The sequence below is a fragment of the Chordicoccus furentiruminis genome (genome assembly GCF_019355395.1).
GTDB lineage: Bacteria > Bacillota > Clostridia > Lachnospirales > Lachnospiraceae > Chordicoccus > Chordicoccus furentiruminis.
In genome coordinates, this window is record NZ_CP048829.1 from 1,189,578 (window position 1) to 1,205,869 (window position 16,292).

A 16,292-nucleotide genomic window follows, 5' to 3' on the forward strand; every position below is an offset into this window, starting at 1 on the left:
GCCTCTCCTTCCGGATTCAGATGCGAAGCAGTCCGCTGTAAGCGGCCAGAGCGCCCTCCGTCTCGCCGGCGAGCACCCGCTTCGCCAGCGTCTTGCCGAGCTGCACGCCTTCCTGGTCGAAGCTGTTCACGTTCCAGAGGAATCCCTGGAACATCACCTTGTTCTCATAATGCGCAAGCAGCGCGCCCATTGCCGCCGGAGTCAGCTGATCGCCGGCGATGATGCTCGACGGGCGGCCGCCCTCGAAGTTCTTGTTCGGGTTTTCATCCTGCTTTCCGCAGGCAAAGGCGACAATCTGAGCCGCCACGTTCGCGCACAGCTTCTGCTGGCTCGTGCTGCCCTGAATCTCGACGTCCCTTCCGAGCTGGCTTTCACGGAAGCCGATGAACTGCAGCGGAATGATCGAGGTGCCCTGATGGAGCAGCTGATAGAAGCTGTGCTGGCCGTTCGTCCCCGGCTCGCCGAAGATCACCGGTCCCGTGACATAGCGGACAGGCTGCGCGAAGCGGTTGACGGACTTCCCGTTGGACTCCATGTCCAGCTGCTGCAGATGGGCCGGGAAGCGGCTGAGCGCCTGGGAGTACGGAAGCACCGCCGTGGACGGATAGCCCAGCACGTTCCGCTCGTAGACGCCGATCAGCGCGTCCAGCATCGCCGGGTTCTTCAGCGGATCCTTCTCCTTCGCCGTCTCGTCCGCCGCGGCCGCGCCGTCAAGGAAGGCCGCGAACACGTCCGGTCCGAAGGCGAGGGACAGCACGGCGCCGCCCACCGCCGACGAGGAAGAGTACCGTCCTCCGATGTAATCGTCCATAAAGAACGCGTCGAGATAGCCCGCGTTCTTCGCGAGCGGCGACGTCTCGCTGGTGACCGCGATCATGTGCTTCGCCGGATCAAGACCTTCCTTCCGGAGCGTATCCTTCACGAAGGATTCGTTCGTCAGCGTCTCCAGCGTCGTGCCGGATTTGGAGACCAGGATGAAGATCGTATGAGCGGCGTCGATCGAACCGAGCACAGCGGACGCGTCGTCCGGATCAACATTGCTGATGAAGCGGGCCTGCATGCGCAGCGTGTCATGGCGCTTCGCCCAGTTCTCGAGCGCAAGGTAAATCGCGCGGGGGCCGAGGTCGCTGCCGCCGATCCCGATCTGGCAGACCGTGGTGAACCGCTCGCCGGCCTCATTCGCGATCTCTCCGCTGTGAACCTTGTCCGCGAACGCGGCGATCCTCTTCTGCTGCAGGACGTAGAAGTCCCTCTTGTTGACGCCGTCCGCGACGACATCCTTCCCGAGCTGGCCGCGGCAGAGGTGATGCAGGACCAGTCTCTTCTCGCCGGTGTTGATCACCGCGCCGTTGTAGAGCTCCTCGAACTTTTCGGCGAGCTGCGCCTCGCCGGCGAGCTCCGCCAGCGCCGTCAGTACGTCTCCGTCCACCTGCTTGGCCGCGTAGTTGTAGACAAAGCCCTCCGCCATCGGCACGCTGTACTGCTTCACGCGGGCCGCGCCGTTCTCTCCCTCCATCGCGCTGCGGATATCCACGCGTGGCACTTTCTTCAGCGCGTCAAAGGATGCCAGCGTATCCAGATTGTTCCAGTTCTCCATGGTCCATATCCTCCCTTGCTTCAGGGAAACGGAGTGTCCGCCTCCCTGATGATCCGGTTTCCGAATGCATTCACAGGAATTATAGCATGAAGCGGACGAAGTTGGGCAAAGAGTTGGCCTCTTTCGGAATCGCGCGTGGAAATACGCTCCCCTCTGTGCTATGCTTCTTGGTGCCGCGCCGGAGCGGCTCCATAATTTCAGAAAGAATCCGGAACGGAGAATCATTCAACTCAGGAGAGACACAGCATGGAACGTCATTTTGAGCCTTATCAGAAGGCTGAGCGCAGCATCATCACCAAATACAGGGAAACCATCTGGCATCCGTTCATCGACGCTGTCAACAAGTACCGGCTGATCCGCGAGGGCGACCGGATCGCGGTCTGCATTTCCGGAGGAAAGGATTCCATGCTGATGGCGAAATGCATGCAGGAGCTGGAACGTCACGGCAAGGTCCCTTTTTCCTGCGTCTATCTGGTGATGGACCCGGGCTACAACGAGATCAACCGGCAGAAAATCGAGGCCAACGCGGAGCTGCTCCATATCCCGGTCCGGATCTTCGAATCGAATATCTTTGCCGTCGCCAACAGTCAGGACCACAGCCCCTGCTATCTCTGCGCCAAGATGAGACGCGGCTGGCTCTATCACAAGGCGCAGGAGCTTGGGTGCAATAAAATCGCGCTGGGGCATCATTTCGACGACGTCATCGAGACGACCGTGATGAGCATGTTCTACAGCTCCCAGATCCGGGCGATGCTTCCGAAGCTTCACAGCGACCACTTCGAGGGGATGGAGCTCATCCGCCCGATGTACCGCGTCCGCGAGCAGGATATCATCGCATGGAAGCGCTACAATGATCTCGAGTTCATTCAGTGCGCCTGCCGCTTCACGGAAAACTGCACGATCTGCGACAACGGCGGAGGCGGCTCGAAGCGTCAGGAGATCAAGCAGCTGATCCGGCGCATGAAGCGGGAGACGCCTGACCTCGACCAGAGCATTTTCAACAGCATTCACTCCGTCTGCCTCGACACGATGCCGGGATGGACCGCAAAAAGCACGCGGCACAGCTTTCTGGAGGACTACGAATAAATCATGATCTATCTCGACTATACCGCCCACACGCCGGCGGACGAACGGGTGCTGTCCGTCTACACGGACACGGTCCGCGCCTGCGTCGGCAACGCGAACGCTTCGCACGGAGCGGGCCGCAGCGCGAAGGCGGTCATGGACCGGAGCCTGGCCTCGATGGCCCGCATGCTGGGCGTCGCGCCGGAGGAGCTGATCCTGACCTCCGGCGCCAGCGAGGCCAACAACCTTGCGGTCAAGGGGACAGCCCGGGCATCCCGCCATTACGGGAAGCACATCATCTCCACCGCGCTGGAGCACTCTTCCGTCAGCGGCGCACTGACCGCGCTGATGGAACAGGGCTGGGAAGTGGATCTTGCCCGGATCCGCGAGGACGGAACGGTCGATCCGGACGACGTCCGGGACCTGATCCGCGACGACACCGTTCTGATCTCGGTCTGCGCGGTGGACAGCGAGCTGGGAACCGTCCAGCCGGTCCGCGAGCTCGCGGCGATCGCCTCCGACCATCCCCGCTGCCGTCTGCACATCGACGCGACGCAGGCTGTCGGCAAGGTGCCTCTCGGGAACGTTCTGGGCGCGGAGAATACGCCGGAGCTGCCCGATCGCAAGGAATCGGAGCGGGAAGCAGCGGGCGTTTCCGCCCTGCTTCCCGGCGTCGATCTGGTCACAATCGCGCCGCACAAATTCTACGGACTGCTCGGATCCGGCCTCCTCATCCGGCGAAAGGACGTGATTCTCGACCCGCTGATCAGCGGCGGCGTCAGCACCTCCCTCTACCGCAGCGGCACGCCGGATCCGGGTGCCGCCGCCGCGGCCGAGGCGGCTCTCCGTCTTACGCTCTCCGAATACAGGGCCCGCAGCGCGCATGTCGCCGCGCTCAACCGGAAGCTCCGTGCGTTTCTCTCATCGCACCCCGGCGTGCGGATCAACAGCCCGGACAGCGCGGTGCCGGAGATCCTGAATCTCAGCGTCCGGGGAATCCGCGGAGACCGCTTTCAGGAGGCGCTTGACCGGCACGGCGTCTGCGTCTCTGTCAAATCCGCCTGCTCCGTCCGGGGAACGCCGTCCCGGGCCGTGATGGCGGTGAGCCACGACCGGAAAAACGCGCTTTCCTCGTGGCGCATCTCCCTCAGCCACCTCACCACGGAGGCCGAGCTGGATGTATTCTTTAATATTTTCGATGAATGTCTCAGCGAGTTGACTTTGTCCTGACCATCTTCTATAATCGGAATTGTTACGGAAGGTGCCGGACATCCGTCCGGAGAATAGGGAAACAGGTGTGATTCCTGTACGATCTCGTCACCGTATTTCGAGAGCGAGGGCCATATGTCACTGGGAAACCGGGAAGACGGCCTGCGCATCTGATCGATCAGTCGGGAGACCTGCCTTTCGCAGTACGCGGAACGAACGGTTCCATGCCACGAGGTCTTGGCTGTACGCTGATTTCAGAGGAAACTGCTGTCTCAAACGTCCAGGTCCCTGCCCTCGCGGCAGGGGCATTTTCTTTTCCGTCCGACGAACCGTCTCCGCTTCGCGCGTCATCATTCATGATGGGCCGCCCGCAACGGCCCGCATATTTCGGCAAAGAGGCCGAAGGGAGGGGTTTGTATGCGCAACCGATTCTACAGAAACATGGCTGTCCTCATGACAGCCGCCATGATGGCCGGGAGTCTTGCCGCGGCGCCGGTTCTGGCTGACAGCCAGACCGAGTCAGCCGCATCGGCGGAAGCTTCGCCGGAGGACCAGGCCGCCGCTGACAAGGTCGCGGCTCTGATCGACAAGATCTACGTACAGGAGCGCACGGATACGACCGACGCGGACTGCGAGGCCGCCAAGAAGGCTTGGGACGCTCTGACCGACACGCAGAAGGCGCTGGTCGAGGGTGAGAACGCCTCGCCCGAGTACTTCGGACGCGACACGGGCGACGCCTCGAAGGACGACCCGCTGAATGAGGATAATATCGGAGAGAACGAGCTTCTCGTCGTCTCCTTCGGAACCTCCTTCAACGACAGCCGTACGGCCGACATCGGCGGCATCGAGAAGGCTCTTCAGGCTGCATATCCGGACTGGTCCGTGCGGCGCGCCTTCACCGCCCAGATCATCATCAATCACATCGAAGCCCGCGACAATGAGAAGATCGACAACATGGATCAGGCACTGGATCGCGCGGTCAAAAACGGCGTGAAGAATCTGGTCGTCCAGCCGACTCACCTGATGCACGGCGCGGAATACGATGAACTGACCGCCGCGGTCGATGAGTACAAAGACAAATTCGCGTCCGTGAAGGTCGCCGAGCCGCTGCTGGGCGAGGTCGGTTCCGACACGAAGACAGTCAACGCGGACAAGGAGGCGGTGGCGAAGGACATCACCGCGACCGCTGTGAAGACGGCCGGATATGACAGCCTGGACGCGGCTGCCGAAGACGGAACCGCTTTCGTCTTCATGGGGCACGGAACATCCCATGAAGCAAACATCACCTACGATCAGATGCAGACCGAGATGGGTGAGCTCGGCTACAAAAACGTCTTCATCGGCACAGTCGAAGGCAAGCCGGCGGACACCGCCTGCGAAGCCGTCATCGGGAAGGTGAAGGACGCCGGTTACACGAAGGTGATCCTCCGTCCGCTGATGGTCGTCGCCGGCGACCACGCTAACAACGATATGGCAGGGGACGACTCCGATTCCTGGAAGAGCCAGTTCAACGCCAGCGGCGCCTTCACAAGCGTCGACAGCCAGATCGCCGGTCTTGGCGAGATCCCTGAAGTGCAGCAGATCTATGTCGCCCACACAGGCGCCGTGATCAACGGTACGGACAGCTCTGCAGCCGGATCCGTCGCGGAAGCCGCGGCGGATTCCGCCGCCCTCGAGGACGGTCAGTATGTCGTGGACTTCACCACGGACAACGCGATGTTCCACGTCAATGAAGCCAATGACGGAAAAGCGCTGCTCACCGTGAAGGACGGACAGATGACCGTTCACATCAGTCTCGCTTCCGAGAATGTCGTCAACCTGTTCGAGGGCACGGCAGCCGACGCGCAGAAGGACGGTGCGGCGCTGCTTCAGCCGACCACGGACACGGTGACGTACAGCGACGGCACCACAGAAGAAGTATACGGCTTTGATGTCCCGGTTCCGGCTGTCGGTCAGGACTTTGATCTGGCTCTCGTCGGCACGAAGGGAAAATGGTACGACCACAAGGTTTCTGTCTCTAATCCGGCGGCTGCGACAGCTGATCAGATCGCGAAACTGTCCGGCGCTGCGGTTGACGCAACATCCTCCGCTGCGGAGTCCTGACGGACGCGGGAACAGACGCGGAGGCCGCCGAAGACCGCCGCGGTTCACGGACAGTATCGTCAGCTGATTCCGAATTTGATCCCTCCGCATAAAAATCATCCCGGGCTGCCCCCGCCGAATGGGGAAAGCCCGGGATGATTTTATTTCCTGTATGAGAGAAACACGCTCTCAGCGCTGCGCCGCCTCGTACGCAAGGCGCCCGATCTCGCCCGCGCCGAGAAGCCCTTGATTGTCATTCAGAGACTCGGCCACGATATAATGATCCAGATCCGCCGTCTGCTTCGTCTTGATATACCCGTTCATCAGTTCCCTGTAGTGCGCCCGGATCTTCGGAAGCAGCTTCTCTCTCTGGTGCATCACGCCGCCGCCGAGAATGAACATCTCCGGCGACAGAACCATCGTGTAGTCGATCAGCGCCTCGGCCAGATAGAAAGCTTCGAGATCCCATACCTCATCCCGATCCCCCAGTTCCTTCGCGTTCACACCCCAGCGCGCCTTCAGCGCCGGTCCGGAGGTCAGACCCTCCGCGCAGTTCGGGTGGAACGGGCAGATACCTCGCTCCATCGGATCCTTCGGCGACATCGGAAGCAGCACATGGCCGCCTTCCGGATGAAGCATGCCGTGGAGCAGCCTTCCCTCGGAAAGCACGCCGGCGCCGAAGCCGGTTCCGATCGTCAGGTAGACACAGTTCTTCACGCCCCGGCCGATGCCGAAGGTCGTCTCACCCAGCACCGATCCGTTGACGTCCGTATCAAAGCCGACCGGCACGCCCAGAGCGCGGAAATTCCCAACTATATCGACGTTCTGCCAGCGGAGCTTCGGCGTGGATGTGATGTGGCCGTAGGTCGGCGAATCCGGATGCAGGTCGATGGGTCCGAAACAGGCAATGCCCAGACAGTCGATCTGCTTGTCCGCAAAATAATCATACAGAATCCGCAGCGTCTCCTTCGGATCCGCCGTCGGGGTGGTAAACCGGTCGCTGATCCCTCCCTTGCCGTCACAGACCGCGCAGACCATCTTCGTTCCGCCCGCCTCGAGTGCTCCGTATCTCATTTCTCACCCTCCTCACTGTTGTGAAATCGTTCCGCCCTCTTCAATCCCGGGCCTTCGGATACTCCGTGCAGAGAAGCCGGTACGGCTTCTCGTCCTCGTCAATCGCCGGGAAACGCCCGATGGACCGGTCATACCAGTAGTTGTCATGATCGTCATCGTTGCACTTCGACACCTCGCCGAGAAGCACCATCCCGCCGTCTTCCGGCATGATGAATTTATGAAACAGATACGGCGTGATCGTGATGCTCTCGCCCGGCCTCAGACGCACCTTCGTTCCGGCCGGCTCCACCGAGTGGCACCCGTCCGTGTACACATCCACATCCGTATCCATCATCTTCAGATCCTTCGTACCGTTCCGGACCTGGATGAAGACGTCGTTGCCGCCCCGGTTGATGATGTCTTCCATCTTGGCGACATGGTAATGAATCGCCGCCGTCTGGCCCGGATACATCGCCAGCAGCTTCTCCGCGTAGCTCTTCGGGTACTTGTCGGGCATCGCCAGGTTACCGTTGCGGATCGTGAAAAGGCCGAAACCGCAGCGCCGGAAATCTCCCAGACCGAAGTCCGTGATATCCCAGCCCAGCTTGTTGTCGCGGATCTCATCGTATCGGTGTCCCCGGTCCGCCCACTCCTCCGGCGTCCATTCGCCGAAAGGCGGGAGATGGAAGCCCTGCTCATGAATCAGCTGCTCCATGTCCCGGATCACCCTGTTAATCTCAGAACGTTTCACCGTTTTTCACCTCGCAAATCTGCCATTCCTGTGCAGCATTCCCACAGATACTACTATTGTATAGTCAAAGGCCGGGCGGCGCAATATCCGCGCCGTTTTTTCGCGGGTGATTTCGTCATTTTTTCGGAAAAGGCAGACCGCGGATCAAACGGACTCGGAACAGCCTTCATCGGCCCGGACGGACACGGGTTATCTCTCCGCGGCCTGCGGCCCGGGGCGCCGCCTCTGCCCAGGGCGCCGCTGCACGGTCCGCATATCAGCTGCTTTCCGAATCCGCGGAGCCGGCTTTGAACAGCGGATCCAGCTCCGTCAGCCCCTGCTCCGTCAGCCTGAGCACCCTGGTGCATACTTCCGTCATGAAGAGCCGGTCATGGGACACGCTGATGATCGCGCCCGGGAAGGCCGCAAGCTGCCTTCGAAGCACCGGGCCGGAGAGCGGAGACAGATTGCGTGTCGGTTCGTCCAGAATCAGCACGTCGGCATGGGACAGGCTCAGTTTCAGCAGGAGCAGCTTCACTTTCTGCCCGCCCGACAGCGCGCCGGAAGGATGCTCCATCTCATCCGCCGTGAAGTTCAGCGCGCCCAGATAGGTTCGGATCCGGGTCCGCACCTCCTTTTCTCCCGTCTCGTCAAGAAAATCCACCGGCGTCATGTCCGGTTCCAGAAGATCTTCGTAATTCTGCGACATATAGGCGGCCTGAATGTCCGTCCGGGCGAGCATCTCCTCCGCGATTTTTCTCAGAAGCGTCGTCTTACCCGCGCCGTTCGCGCCGACGATGCAGACTTTCTCGGGTCCTCTGACAAAAAACCGGATTCCTTCCGCCAGAACCCGTCCGCCGTCGTCTGAAAGCAGGCGGTCCAGCCGGTAGTCCAGCACGGTTTTCCCATGCGGAACCGGCTCGCAGGAGAGCTTGAGCCCGATCGCCTCCTCCTGCTCGGGCCGCTTCGTCATCGACTCATCCTCCCGCTCAAATCGCCGCTCCATCGACTTCACGGCATGCATTTTCTTCTTGAGAAGCGCGCCGCCGTGTGGATCCTGACGGGAAATCGCGCTCTGCGCCCGGGCGACGCCCTCGTATACTTTCCGGTACGTCTCATCCCGCTTCTTCTTTTCTCTCCGATCGCTCTGCGCCTTCCGGTCCTGACGCTCGAAACGGTTCGCCCGATCATGAAGATACTGATCGTAGGACAGATGCTGCACCGTATAACGGCTGCTGTTCTTCCTCGCGACCTGCTCCAGATGCACGACCATATTGGCTGTATGGCGGATCAGCGTCTCATCGTGGGAGACGAAAAGCACCGCGTGTTTCCAGTTCACAATCAGCGACTCGAGCCTGCTCAGCGTCGCGAGGTCAAGATCGTTGGACGGCTCGTCGAGAAGCAGGATCGTCGGCTCATCCAGAAGCAGACGAAGCAGCTGGATTTTCACCTTCTCCCCGCCCGAAAGGCTGCCCATCCGCTGTCCGCTGAAATATATATCCGATTCAAGCCCCGTTTCGGCCGCCAGCCGTCCCAGCTCCCTCGGGGACACATTCGCGAAGCCTTCGCTTTCCGCGAAAAACTCATATACGCTTTTCACCGAGTCCTCCGGCGGCAGCTCCTGCGGCAGATACCCGGGACGCTCCGGACCGAGAAGCCGTTCGCCCCTGCATTCCGCGTACGGTTCCGTGAGCGCCGGATCAAAGATCCACTTCAGCAGCGTGGACTTGCCGTCCCCCTCCTCGCCGATGATCACCGCTTTGTCCCCGTCGTTCAGCACCAGCTGAAAGTCCTCCAGCATCGTCCGGAGATCCTTCCTGTGGGTAATCGTCAGATTCTTTATCTGTAACACGCATCCTCCCTTCCGTCTCCTTCTCCGCCCGCCGCGCTTTCGGTCTTCGATGCAATCTGCGTCTTCGTCCCGGCATCCCGCAGGGATTCTGGTCAGTGCAGAGCGGACCCTGCGGATCCGCGGCTGCTTCGCAGTCCCGGATCAAAGCGCCCCGTTTGTCAGCCTCTCACGCCTGCACGCAGAAAGGCGGGTCTGTTCCCGCGCAAACGCAAGAACAGACCCGCCCAAAATCTTCTGACACAGCCGTTCAGCAACAGCCGTTATATTGATCCCGGATACGCGATAATCTGATTCAAAGCGCACGCGAACAGATCCGGAGAAACCGTTTCTGCTGTTTTCTGTGCCGCTTTTTTCATCAAATTACCGACGAATCATTCCTTTTCCTCTTATGCTGACTGTAAGCGATTCCCGTCAGACGGTCCGCCGTCCGACTGAGTCAGTATAGCATGGAAGGAAGGACTTGTCATGGTGGAATGATAAATTTCCAACATGATATCCCGAAAAATCTCAGTCCTTCGCAATTTTGATGACTGACTTCACAATATTTGCTTTGTCCTTGACGCTCTGGTACATCGCATTCTGAATGTCATCAAAATCCCAGACATTCGTCACAATCCCTTTGACATTGACGCGCCCGGATGCGACCGCTTCGATAGCCAGCGGATAAATATGCCGATAACGGAAAACCGTCTTGAATGTCAGTTCCTTGTCCAGCGCAAGACTCATCGGCAGCGTCATCTCTCCGGAGGCAGAGTATCCGACCAGAACAATCGTCCCACCTTTCTTACAGAATTTGATCGCCTGTCTGGTCGTGATTTCCGTTCCCGCGGTCTCAATAACAAGATCCGGCCCCATTCCGTCTGTCAGCTTCAGTACTTCTTCGACCGTATCCTGCTCTTTTCCGTTGATAATATCTGTGGCTGCGAGTTCCTTCGCCTTATCAAGACGTTTCTGCATGACATCAACCGCAATGATTTTCGTAATGCCCATCGCCTTGAGTGCCATCATGGACACCAGCCCGATGCATCCGGCGCCTGTCACAACCGCTGTCATTCCAAGGCGTGCATTTCCCTGTCTGGCTGCATGAAAACCAACTGCCAGCGGTTCAATCAGGGCAGCTTCCATTGTGTCCATATTATCCGGGATCTTGAAGCAAAGATCTGCCTCGTGGGCAACATACTCCTGAAATACGCCGTCTACAGGAGGCGTTGCAAAGAAAATCACATCCGGGCAAAGATTATATCTTCCGGTTTTACAGAATTCGCAGTGACCGCAGGTTTTACCTGGCTCCAATGCAACTCTGTCGCCGACTTTCAGATGCGTGACGCTGCTCCCGACCTCCACAACGGTTCCCCCGGCTTCATGTCCGAGTACAAACGGCGGCTTCACGATATTCGCTCCGATTCCCCCGTTTTCATAATAGTGCAGGTCCGATCCGCATACGCCTACATATTCGATTTTGACAAGCACTTCATCTTCCTTCGGTTTCGGTATATCCCGCTCTGTCATCTCGATTTTCATGACATCCGTCATAACAGCCACTTTCATCTTGCCTTCCATTGCAATAACCGCCTTTCTATGCGCTTTCAGCATTTTTCTTTACAATCAGTGAAAAACAGGTAAACCGGGAACAATTCTCTCATGCGGCCGCCTTCTTGACTTTTGCCATCCGCTGCTTCTGAACACAGTCGGCACCGACAGCGACCAAAAGGATAATGCCTTTCACGACCATCTGCGTATAGGAACTAATATTGAGGAGAACCATTCCGTTCTGAAGAACTCCGATGATCATGACACCGGCAATCACATTTGACATTTTTCCGGATCCGCCGGTTGTGCTCACGCCGCCCAGAACGACACAGGTGATGACATCGAACTCATATCCGACACCTGCATTCGGCTGACCTGTATTAGCTCGTGCCAGCATGACCAGTCCGGCGATGCCTGCAAAAAAGCCGGACAGCGAATACACAAGGTATTTGATTTTCTTTACATTGATGCCGGACAGCTGTGCTGCCTCTTCATTCCCGCCAAGTGCATAAAAGTAACGGCCGAAATATGTTTTTTCACTGATAAACCATCCGATTGCGAAGATGACCGCCATAATGATGACGGGTACGGGAATGAATCCGACATATCCCTGCCCCATGGCAAGAAACGAATCGGGAAATCTGGAAATAGGCGTGCCTCCGCAGATAATGTAAGCCAGTCCTGCGAAGATAGTCTGAGACGCGAAGGTCACAATCAGCTCCGGCATATGGAGCTCGGCAATAATGGACCCGTTCATAAATCCGATTGCCGTACTGATCAGGAGTGACAGGATGACCGCGGCAACAGGATTCCATCCGAGATTCACCATGAAATAGGCGGCAACAATGTTCACCAGAGAGATGATGGATCCGATAGAAAGATCAATTCCTCCAAGGAGAATGACATAAGTCATACCAACGGACGCGATACCGTAAATGGACACCTGCTTGATGACATTCATCAGATTGCGGACGGTCAAAAAGTTGCTGCTGGCAAATGAGAAGAAGATCATCATACAGATCAAAAACACATATATGATTCTGCTTTTCAAAAAGCTGACTACTTTTTTCATCGGTCACTCAGTCCTTTCTCTCCTTAGAAGCATACTGCATGATCAGCTCCTGGTTAAACTCGTCCTTGAGCAGCTCGCCGCTTACTTTTCCTTCAGCCAGAATGATGATGCGATCGGACATTCCCATCAGCTCTTCCATTTCAGACGAAATCATCAGAATGGCCTTCCCCTGCTCCACCAGCTGGTTGATCAGCATATATATCTCCTGTTTAGCGCCGACATCAATTCCTCTTGTCGGCTCATCGAAGATCAGAAGTTCTGATTCTGCCGCGAGCCACTTGGCCAAAATGACTTTCTGCTGATTGCCTCCGCTTAAGTTTTTCACCAGCTGCTCCAGTGAAGGAGTCTTTATCGATAACTCCGTTTTATATTGTTTCGCTATCGACTTTGTTTTGGATTCATTGACCACACTGCCCCGGGAAATTCTTCTGTATATGGGCATATTAATATTTTCCCGGATACTCATTCCCAGCAAAGCGCCTTTGGCTTTCCGGTCCTCCGGAACCAGTCCTATGCCGATATCAATCGCTTCTTTCGGAGATTTCGGATCAATCTCTTTCCCATTAAAGAAAAACTGTCCGGAATCTTTTCTTGCCGCCCCGAAAACCATTTCGGCAAATTCCGTCCGGCCGGCGCCTACCAGCCCGCCTAATCCGACAACCTCGCCTTTATGAACCTTCAGGCTGATACCCTGGTCTCCATTGCCGGTAACATCTCTCGCTTCAAATGTCACTTCATCCTGAACACATCCCGCTTTTCTGGCCGGATAAACCTCATGAAGCTCTCTTCCGACCATAAGCTTAATCAATTCGTTTTCATTCGTTTCCTTTGTGTTGAGTGTTGTCACGAAATGACCGTCCCGCAGCACCGTTACGCGGTCCGAGAGCCGGAATATCTCTTCCAGCCTGTGAGAGATATAGATAATCGTGACGCCCTGCTTTTTCAGAAGATCCACTACCGCAAACATATGGTCTACTTCTGCATTCGTCAGGGGTGCGGAAGGCTCATCCATGATCAGAACCTTGGCGTTCTGAGACATAGCCTTGGCGATCTCAACCATCTGCTGATAGCCGACCGTCAGGTTTTTCACCATTTCCCCGGGATCGACATCCATATGCAATGATTTAAGGATTTCCCTTGCCTTTTTTTCCATCTCGCGGAAATCAACAACGACTCCCTTTCGGATGGCGCGGCCAAGGAAAATATTCTCAGCGACCGTGAGATCGCCTACCAGATTAAATTCCTGATAAATAACGCCGATCCCATGCTCTTCCGACAGCCTTGGCGTCAAACGGCGGAATTTCTGATGGTCAATCACAATTTCGCCTTTCGAAGGCTCAATCGCGCCGCTGCATGTTTTGATCAGCGTTGATTTTCCCGCACCGTTTTCGCCTATCAGAGCATGAATCTCTCCCCTTCGCACTTTAAATGAAACATCATCCAGAGCGGTTACTCCGGGGTAGTATTTCGATATATGATTAAACTCCAAAATATAATCTTCTGAGTTCATTCTCCGCCCTCTCCCGGTCATGCTGTATAACGCTTATAAAAGGCATGGGGCCTGCCGCATGGCCCCGAACCGTCCGATGATGCGGACTGTATCTGGAATCCGCATCACTGTCGGGTTTGAGGCTCAGCGCAGATGCCCCATGCCGCAAATACAGCCGCTCAGTTCGCTGCCGTTTCCACTGCCGAGCTGGTTGTCTCGCCAGGAACAGCCGTCATCTCTGTCAGATTATCCGCCGTAACAGGAATCAGCTCTCTGTAAACGTTCTGATCAACCTCTTTGCCAGATTCCTTGTCAATCAGAAGACGATAAGCCGCGTCACCGCACACATAGGAATTACCGGTAATCGCTACACAGACCTTGTTAAACTCATTGTTCTGAATCGAAGCAATGGTCTCATCGGTAAGATCCGTCGAGAAGATACCGATATCGTCCGGACGGTCAGATCCGTAATATCCCTTCAGTGCTTCATTTGCGCCGGCAGCTCCGCCGCCGCCGATGCAGCAGACCACCTTCACATCCGGATGCGACTGAAGCACAGTCTCCATGACGTTCAGGCCCTGGGTCGTATCAATAGCCGGCTGGTTTGCGACAACGGTCGCGTTCGGAGCCTTCTCCTTGAGCTGATCCAGAATGCCGTTCTCGCGCTGAAGAAGAATCGGAGTCTGAGGATATCCAAGTACAACGACCTCACATTTACCGTCATCAAACTTGTCGTTGATCCAGTCAGCGGCTTCCGAACCAATCTTGCAGCCCAGATCATAGTTGTCGATCAGCCAGTTGATATCCGCATTTGTCATGTTCTCATCCCACGACATCACCATAATTCCGGCTTTTCTCGCTTCTGCGCACACATCTTCGATTGCGTCAGGATCGACCGGATTCACAATGATCGCGTCAACGCCGGACGACACAAAATTCTCAAGCTGATCAATCTGAGTATTTGCATTCTCCTTGCAGTCAACGACCGTCACTTCATTTCCGTCATTCTTCGCATCCTTCTCGATCTGCTCCGCCTGCTGGGCCCATACCTGATTGCTCAGTGTCTGAACGGCGAATCCGATCTTCAGCCCTGTGCTTTTCCCCTTTACCGTATCCGCCGCCGGCGTGTCCGGATTGCTGGTGGCAAGCGATTCCGCACCCGATTCAACGGAAGCGACACTGCTGTCCGCGGCGATCGGGACACAAATCGATGATGCCATAATCACTGCCATCATACATGCCACTACATTTCTCTTCATAACCTTTCCTCCTTGAAAATATATGATGTGTTATTGCATACCTTGTCATCCGGCAAACAGCTCATTCATTAGGAAGAATGACCCATTTCCCTTTCGCGCGCTCTGCCGGATCTGCCAGTATACTGACCAGTCCTTCCAGGGGCTTCGTGCCCGCAAGCATACTGGTTACATCCACCCGGTGCGCATTGATCAGACTGACCGCTCTCCCCATGTCATATGGGCTGCAGTAAGATCCCTTTAATGTGAGTTCCTTCTGAAAAAGTTCATATGTCCTGAGAGAGATCGCGGCATCCGTTTTTGTCACCGCGAACAAAACCACCGTTCCTCTCCGGTCCACAATGTCAATCGCTTCTTCAGACGTCTGCCTGATCCCGCAGGTCTCAATGACGACTTGAATATGCTGAAGTCCGTGCTCGGCAAGGGTCTGTCTGACATTCTGCCTTTTCGGATCAATCGTCAGAGACGCTCCAAGTTTCTCGGCCACCGCTCTCTTCGATGCGACCGGCTCGATCAGAACCACATTGGCCGCTCCTTCAAGACGGGCAAGCTGCAGAAGCAGCAGCCCGATCATCCCTCCGCCGTAGATCACAACATTATCGCTCACCTTGATATCGCTGCGGTCAATGCCGTTGATGCAGCAGGCAAGCGGTTCCGCCATCGCGCCCTGAATAAAGGTCACATCATCGGCCAGATGATGCACGAGCCTGTCCGGCACCTTGCAAAACTGTGCGAACCCTCCGTCAATATTGGTTCCTATGGCTCCCATATGCTCGCAATGACCCATCATGCCATTCTGGCAGTAGTAGCACTCATTGCAGTTATCCGCGGGGTCCACACAGACCCTGTCGCCAACCTTGCAATGCGTTGCCTCGCTCCCGGTTCTCACGACAATCCCCGAAAATTCATGTCCCTGAATCTGCGGAGGAACCGTTGAAGTCGAACCCTGGTCTCCTTCATAGATATGAACATCCGAGCCGCAGACGCCGCAGGCCATAACTTTAATCAGGACTTCTTTCGGGCCTGGTTCCGGGATGGGTCTTTCCATTGTCTCTATATGACGAACCCCTAAAAAGACATCACATTTCATCATGATTTCGCTCATAGCCGCTCTCCGTTTGCTGTTCATATCGCTTATTAAAATTGTTTTAATAAGCATTTTCTTTATATTCCATCTGCCCGATAAATTCAACAAAGAAATCGAGACTACATCTGTTTTCTCTTTTTTATACGATGTTCACATCTGAATTTTGTGCACAATTTCGGATAATTTTCACACTGCTTTCTGAATACATGGTCAAAATATATTCGTTGACTTTCCTCAAATTCCTATGCTATTCTGTTGGCATAGCACGAT

11 protein-coding genes, 1 pseudogene and 1 riboswitch are annotated in these 16,292 nt (G+C 56.3%); of the genes and pseudogenes, 3 read left to right on the top strand and 9 right to left on the bottom strand.

Annotated elements, in window-relative coordinates:
* Positions 1-16: 16 nt before the first annotated feature.
* The gene (locus G4C92_RS05615; protein WP_274941603.1) at positions 17-1,597 is read right to left on the bottom strand and encodes a glucose-6-phosphate isomerase; all 1,581 of its coding nucleotides are present in this window, start codon (positions 1,595-1,597) and stop codon (positions 17-19) included.
* A gap of 246 nt (positions 1,598-1,843) precedes the next feature.
* On the opposite strand from G4C92_RS05615, the gene G4C92_RS05620 reads away from it, so the two are divergent.
* From G4C92_RS05620 to G4C92_RS05630, 3 genes and pseudogenes are all read left to right on the top strand, one after another.
* A complete protein-coding gene (locus G4C92_RS05620) occupies positions 1,844-2,683 on the top strand; it encodes a tRNA 2-thiocytidine biosynthesis TtcA family protein (protein ID WP_274941604.1) in 840 nt (279 codons plus the stop codon).
* A 3-nt stretch (positions 2,684-2,686) separates the two neighbouring features.
* Positions 2,687-3,892, top strand: coding sequence for a cysteine desulfurase family protein (locus G4C92_RS05625; protein ID WP_274941605.1), 1,206 nt, complete (start codon positions 2,687-2,689; stop codon positions 3,890-3,892).
* A 12-nt stretch (positions 3,893-3,904) separates the two neighbouring features.
* A riboswitch (cobalamin riboswitch) is annotated at positions 3,905-4,084 on the top strand.
* Positions 4,085-4,339: 255 nt separating this feature from the next.
* Positions 4,340-5,485: pseudogene (locus tag G4C92_RS05630) on the top strand (sirohydrochlorin cobaltochelatase); the annotation flags it as partial.
* A gap of 657 nt (positions 5,486-6,142) precedes the next feature.
* Here the strand turns inward: G4C92_RS05630 and G4C92_RS05635 are convergent.
* From G4C92_RS05635 to G4C92_RS05670, 8 genes are all read right to left on the bottom strand, one after another.
* Positions 6,143-7,027 carry an ROK family protein gene (locus tag G4C92_RS05635; protein WP_274941606.1) on the bottom strand — a complete coding sequence of 295 codons (885 nt, stop codon included), beginning with the start codon at positions 7,025-7,027 and terminating at the stop codon, positions 6,143-6,145.
* Between the two features lie 40 nt (positions 7,028-7,067).
* A complete protein-coding gene (locus G4C92_RS05640) occupies positions 7,068-7,757 on the bottom strand; it encodes a D-lyxose/D-mannose family sugar isomerase (RefSeq protein ID WP_274941607.1) in 690 nt (229 codons plus the stop codon).
* A 256-nt stretch (positions 7,758-8,013) separates the two neighbouring features.
* The gene (locus G4C92_RS05645; protein ID WP_274941608.1) at positions 8,014-9,588 is read right to left on the bottom strand and encodes an ATP-binding cassette domain-containing protein; all 1,575 of its coding nucleotides are present in this window, start codon (positions 9,586-9,588) and stop codon (positions 8,014-8,016) included.
* Positions 9,589-10,095: 507 nt separating this feature from the next.
* Positions 10,096-11,148 carry an NAD(P)-dependent alcohol dehydrogenase gene (locus tag G4C92_RS05650; protein ID WP_274941609.1) on the bottom strand — a complete coding sequence of 351 codons (1,053 nt, stop codon included), beginning with the start codon at positions 11,146-11,148 and terminating at the stop codon, positions 10,096-10,098.
* A gap of 79 nt (positions 11,149-11,227) precedes the next feature.
* Entirely contained in the window at positions 11,228-12,133 is a 906-nt protein-coding gene (locus G4C92_RS05655; protein WP_274941610.1) for an ABC transporter permease, read from the bottom strand.
* A gap of 64 nt (positions 12,134-12,197) precedes the next feature.
* Positions 12,198-13,700, bottom strand: coding sequence for a sugar ABC transporter ATP-binding protein (locus tag G4C92_RS05660; RefSeq protein WP_274941611.1), 1,503 nt, complete (start codon positions 13,698-13,700; stop codon positions 12,198-12,200).
* Between the two features lie 158 nt (positions 13,701-13,858).
* Positions 13,859-14,938: a sugar ABC transporter substrate-binding protein gene (locus G4C92_RS05665; RefSeq protein ID WP_274941612.1), complete on the bottom strand. Its 1,080-nt coding sequence runs from the start codon at positions 14,936-14,938 to the stop codon at positions 13,859-13,861.
* A gap of 61 nt (positions 14,939-14,999) precedes the next feature.
* Entirely contained in the window at positions 15,000-15,983 is a 984-nt protein-coding gene (locus G4C92_RS05670) for an alcohol dehydrogenase catalytic domain-containing protein (protein ID WP_274941613.1), read from the bottom strand.
* Between the last annotated feature and the right edge of the window lie 309 nt (positions 15,984-16,292).

Excerpts from the sequence above, each read along its gene's own strand:
- G4C92_RS05615 (WP_274941603.1), bottom strand. The coding sequence starts at position 1,597 with ATGGAGAACTGGAACAATCTGGATACGCTGGCATCCTTTGACGCGCTG.
- G4C92_RS05620 (WP_274941604.1), top strand. The coding sequence starts at position 1,844 with ATGGAACGTCATTTTGAGCCTTATCAGAAGGCTGAGCGCAGCATCATC.
- G4C92_RS05625 (WP_274941605.1), top strand. The coding sequence starts at position 2,687 with ATGATCTATCTCGACTATACCGCCCACACGCCGGCGGACGAACGGGTG.
- G4C92_RS05635 (WP_274941606.1), bottom strand. The coding sequence starts at position 7,027 with ATGAGATACGGAGCACTCGAGGCGGGCGGAACGAAGATGGTCTGCGCG.
- G4C92_RS05650 (WP_274941609.1), bottom strand. The coding sequence starts at position 11,148 with ATGGAAGGCAAGATGAAAGTGGCTGTTATGACGGATGTCATGAAAATC.
- G4C92_RS05655 (WP_274941610.1), bottom strand. The coding sequence starts at position 12,133 with ATGATGATCTTCTTCTCATTTGCCAGCAGCAACTTTTTGACCGTCCGC.
- G4C92_RS05660 (WP_274941611.1), bottom strand. The coding sequence starts at position 13,700 with ATGAACTCAGAAGATTATATTTTGGAGTTTAATCATATATCGAAATAC.
- G4C92_RS05665 (WP_274941612.1), bottom strand. The coding sequence starts at position 14,938 with ATGAAGAGAAATGTAGTGGCATGTATGATGGCAGTGATTATGGCATCA.
- G4C92_RS05670 (WP_274941613.1), bottom strand. The coding sequence starts at position 15,983 with ATGGAAAGACCCATCCCGGAACCAGGCCCGAAAGAAGTCCTGATTAAA.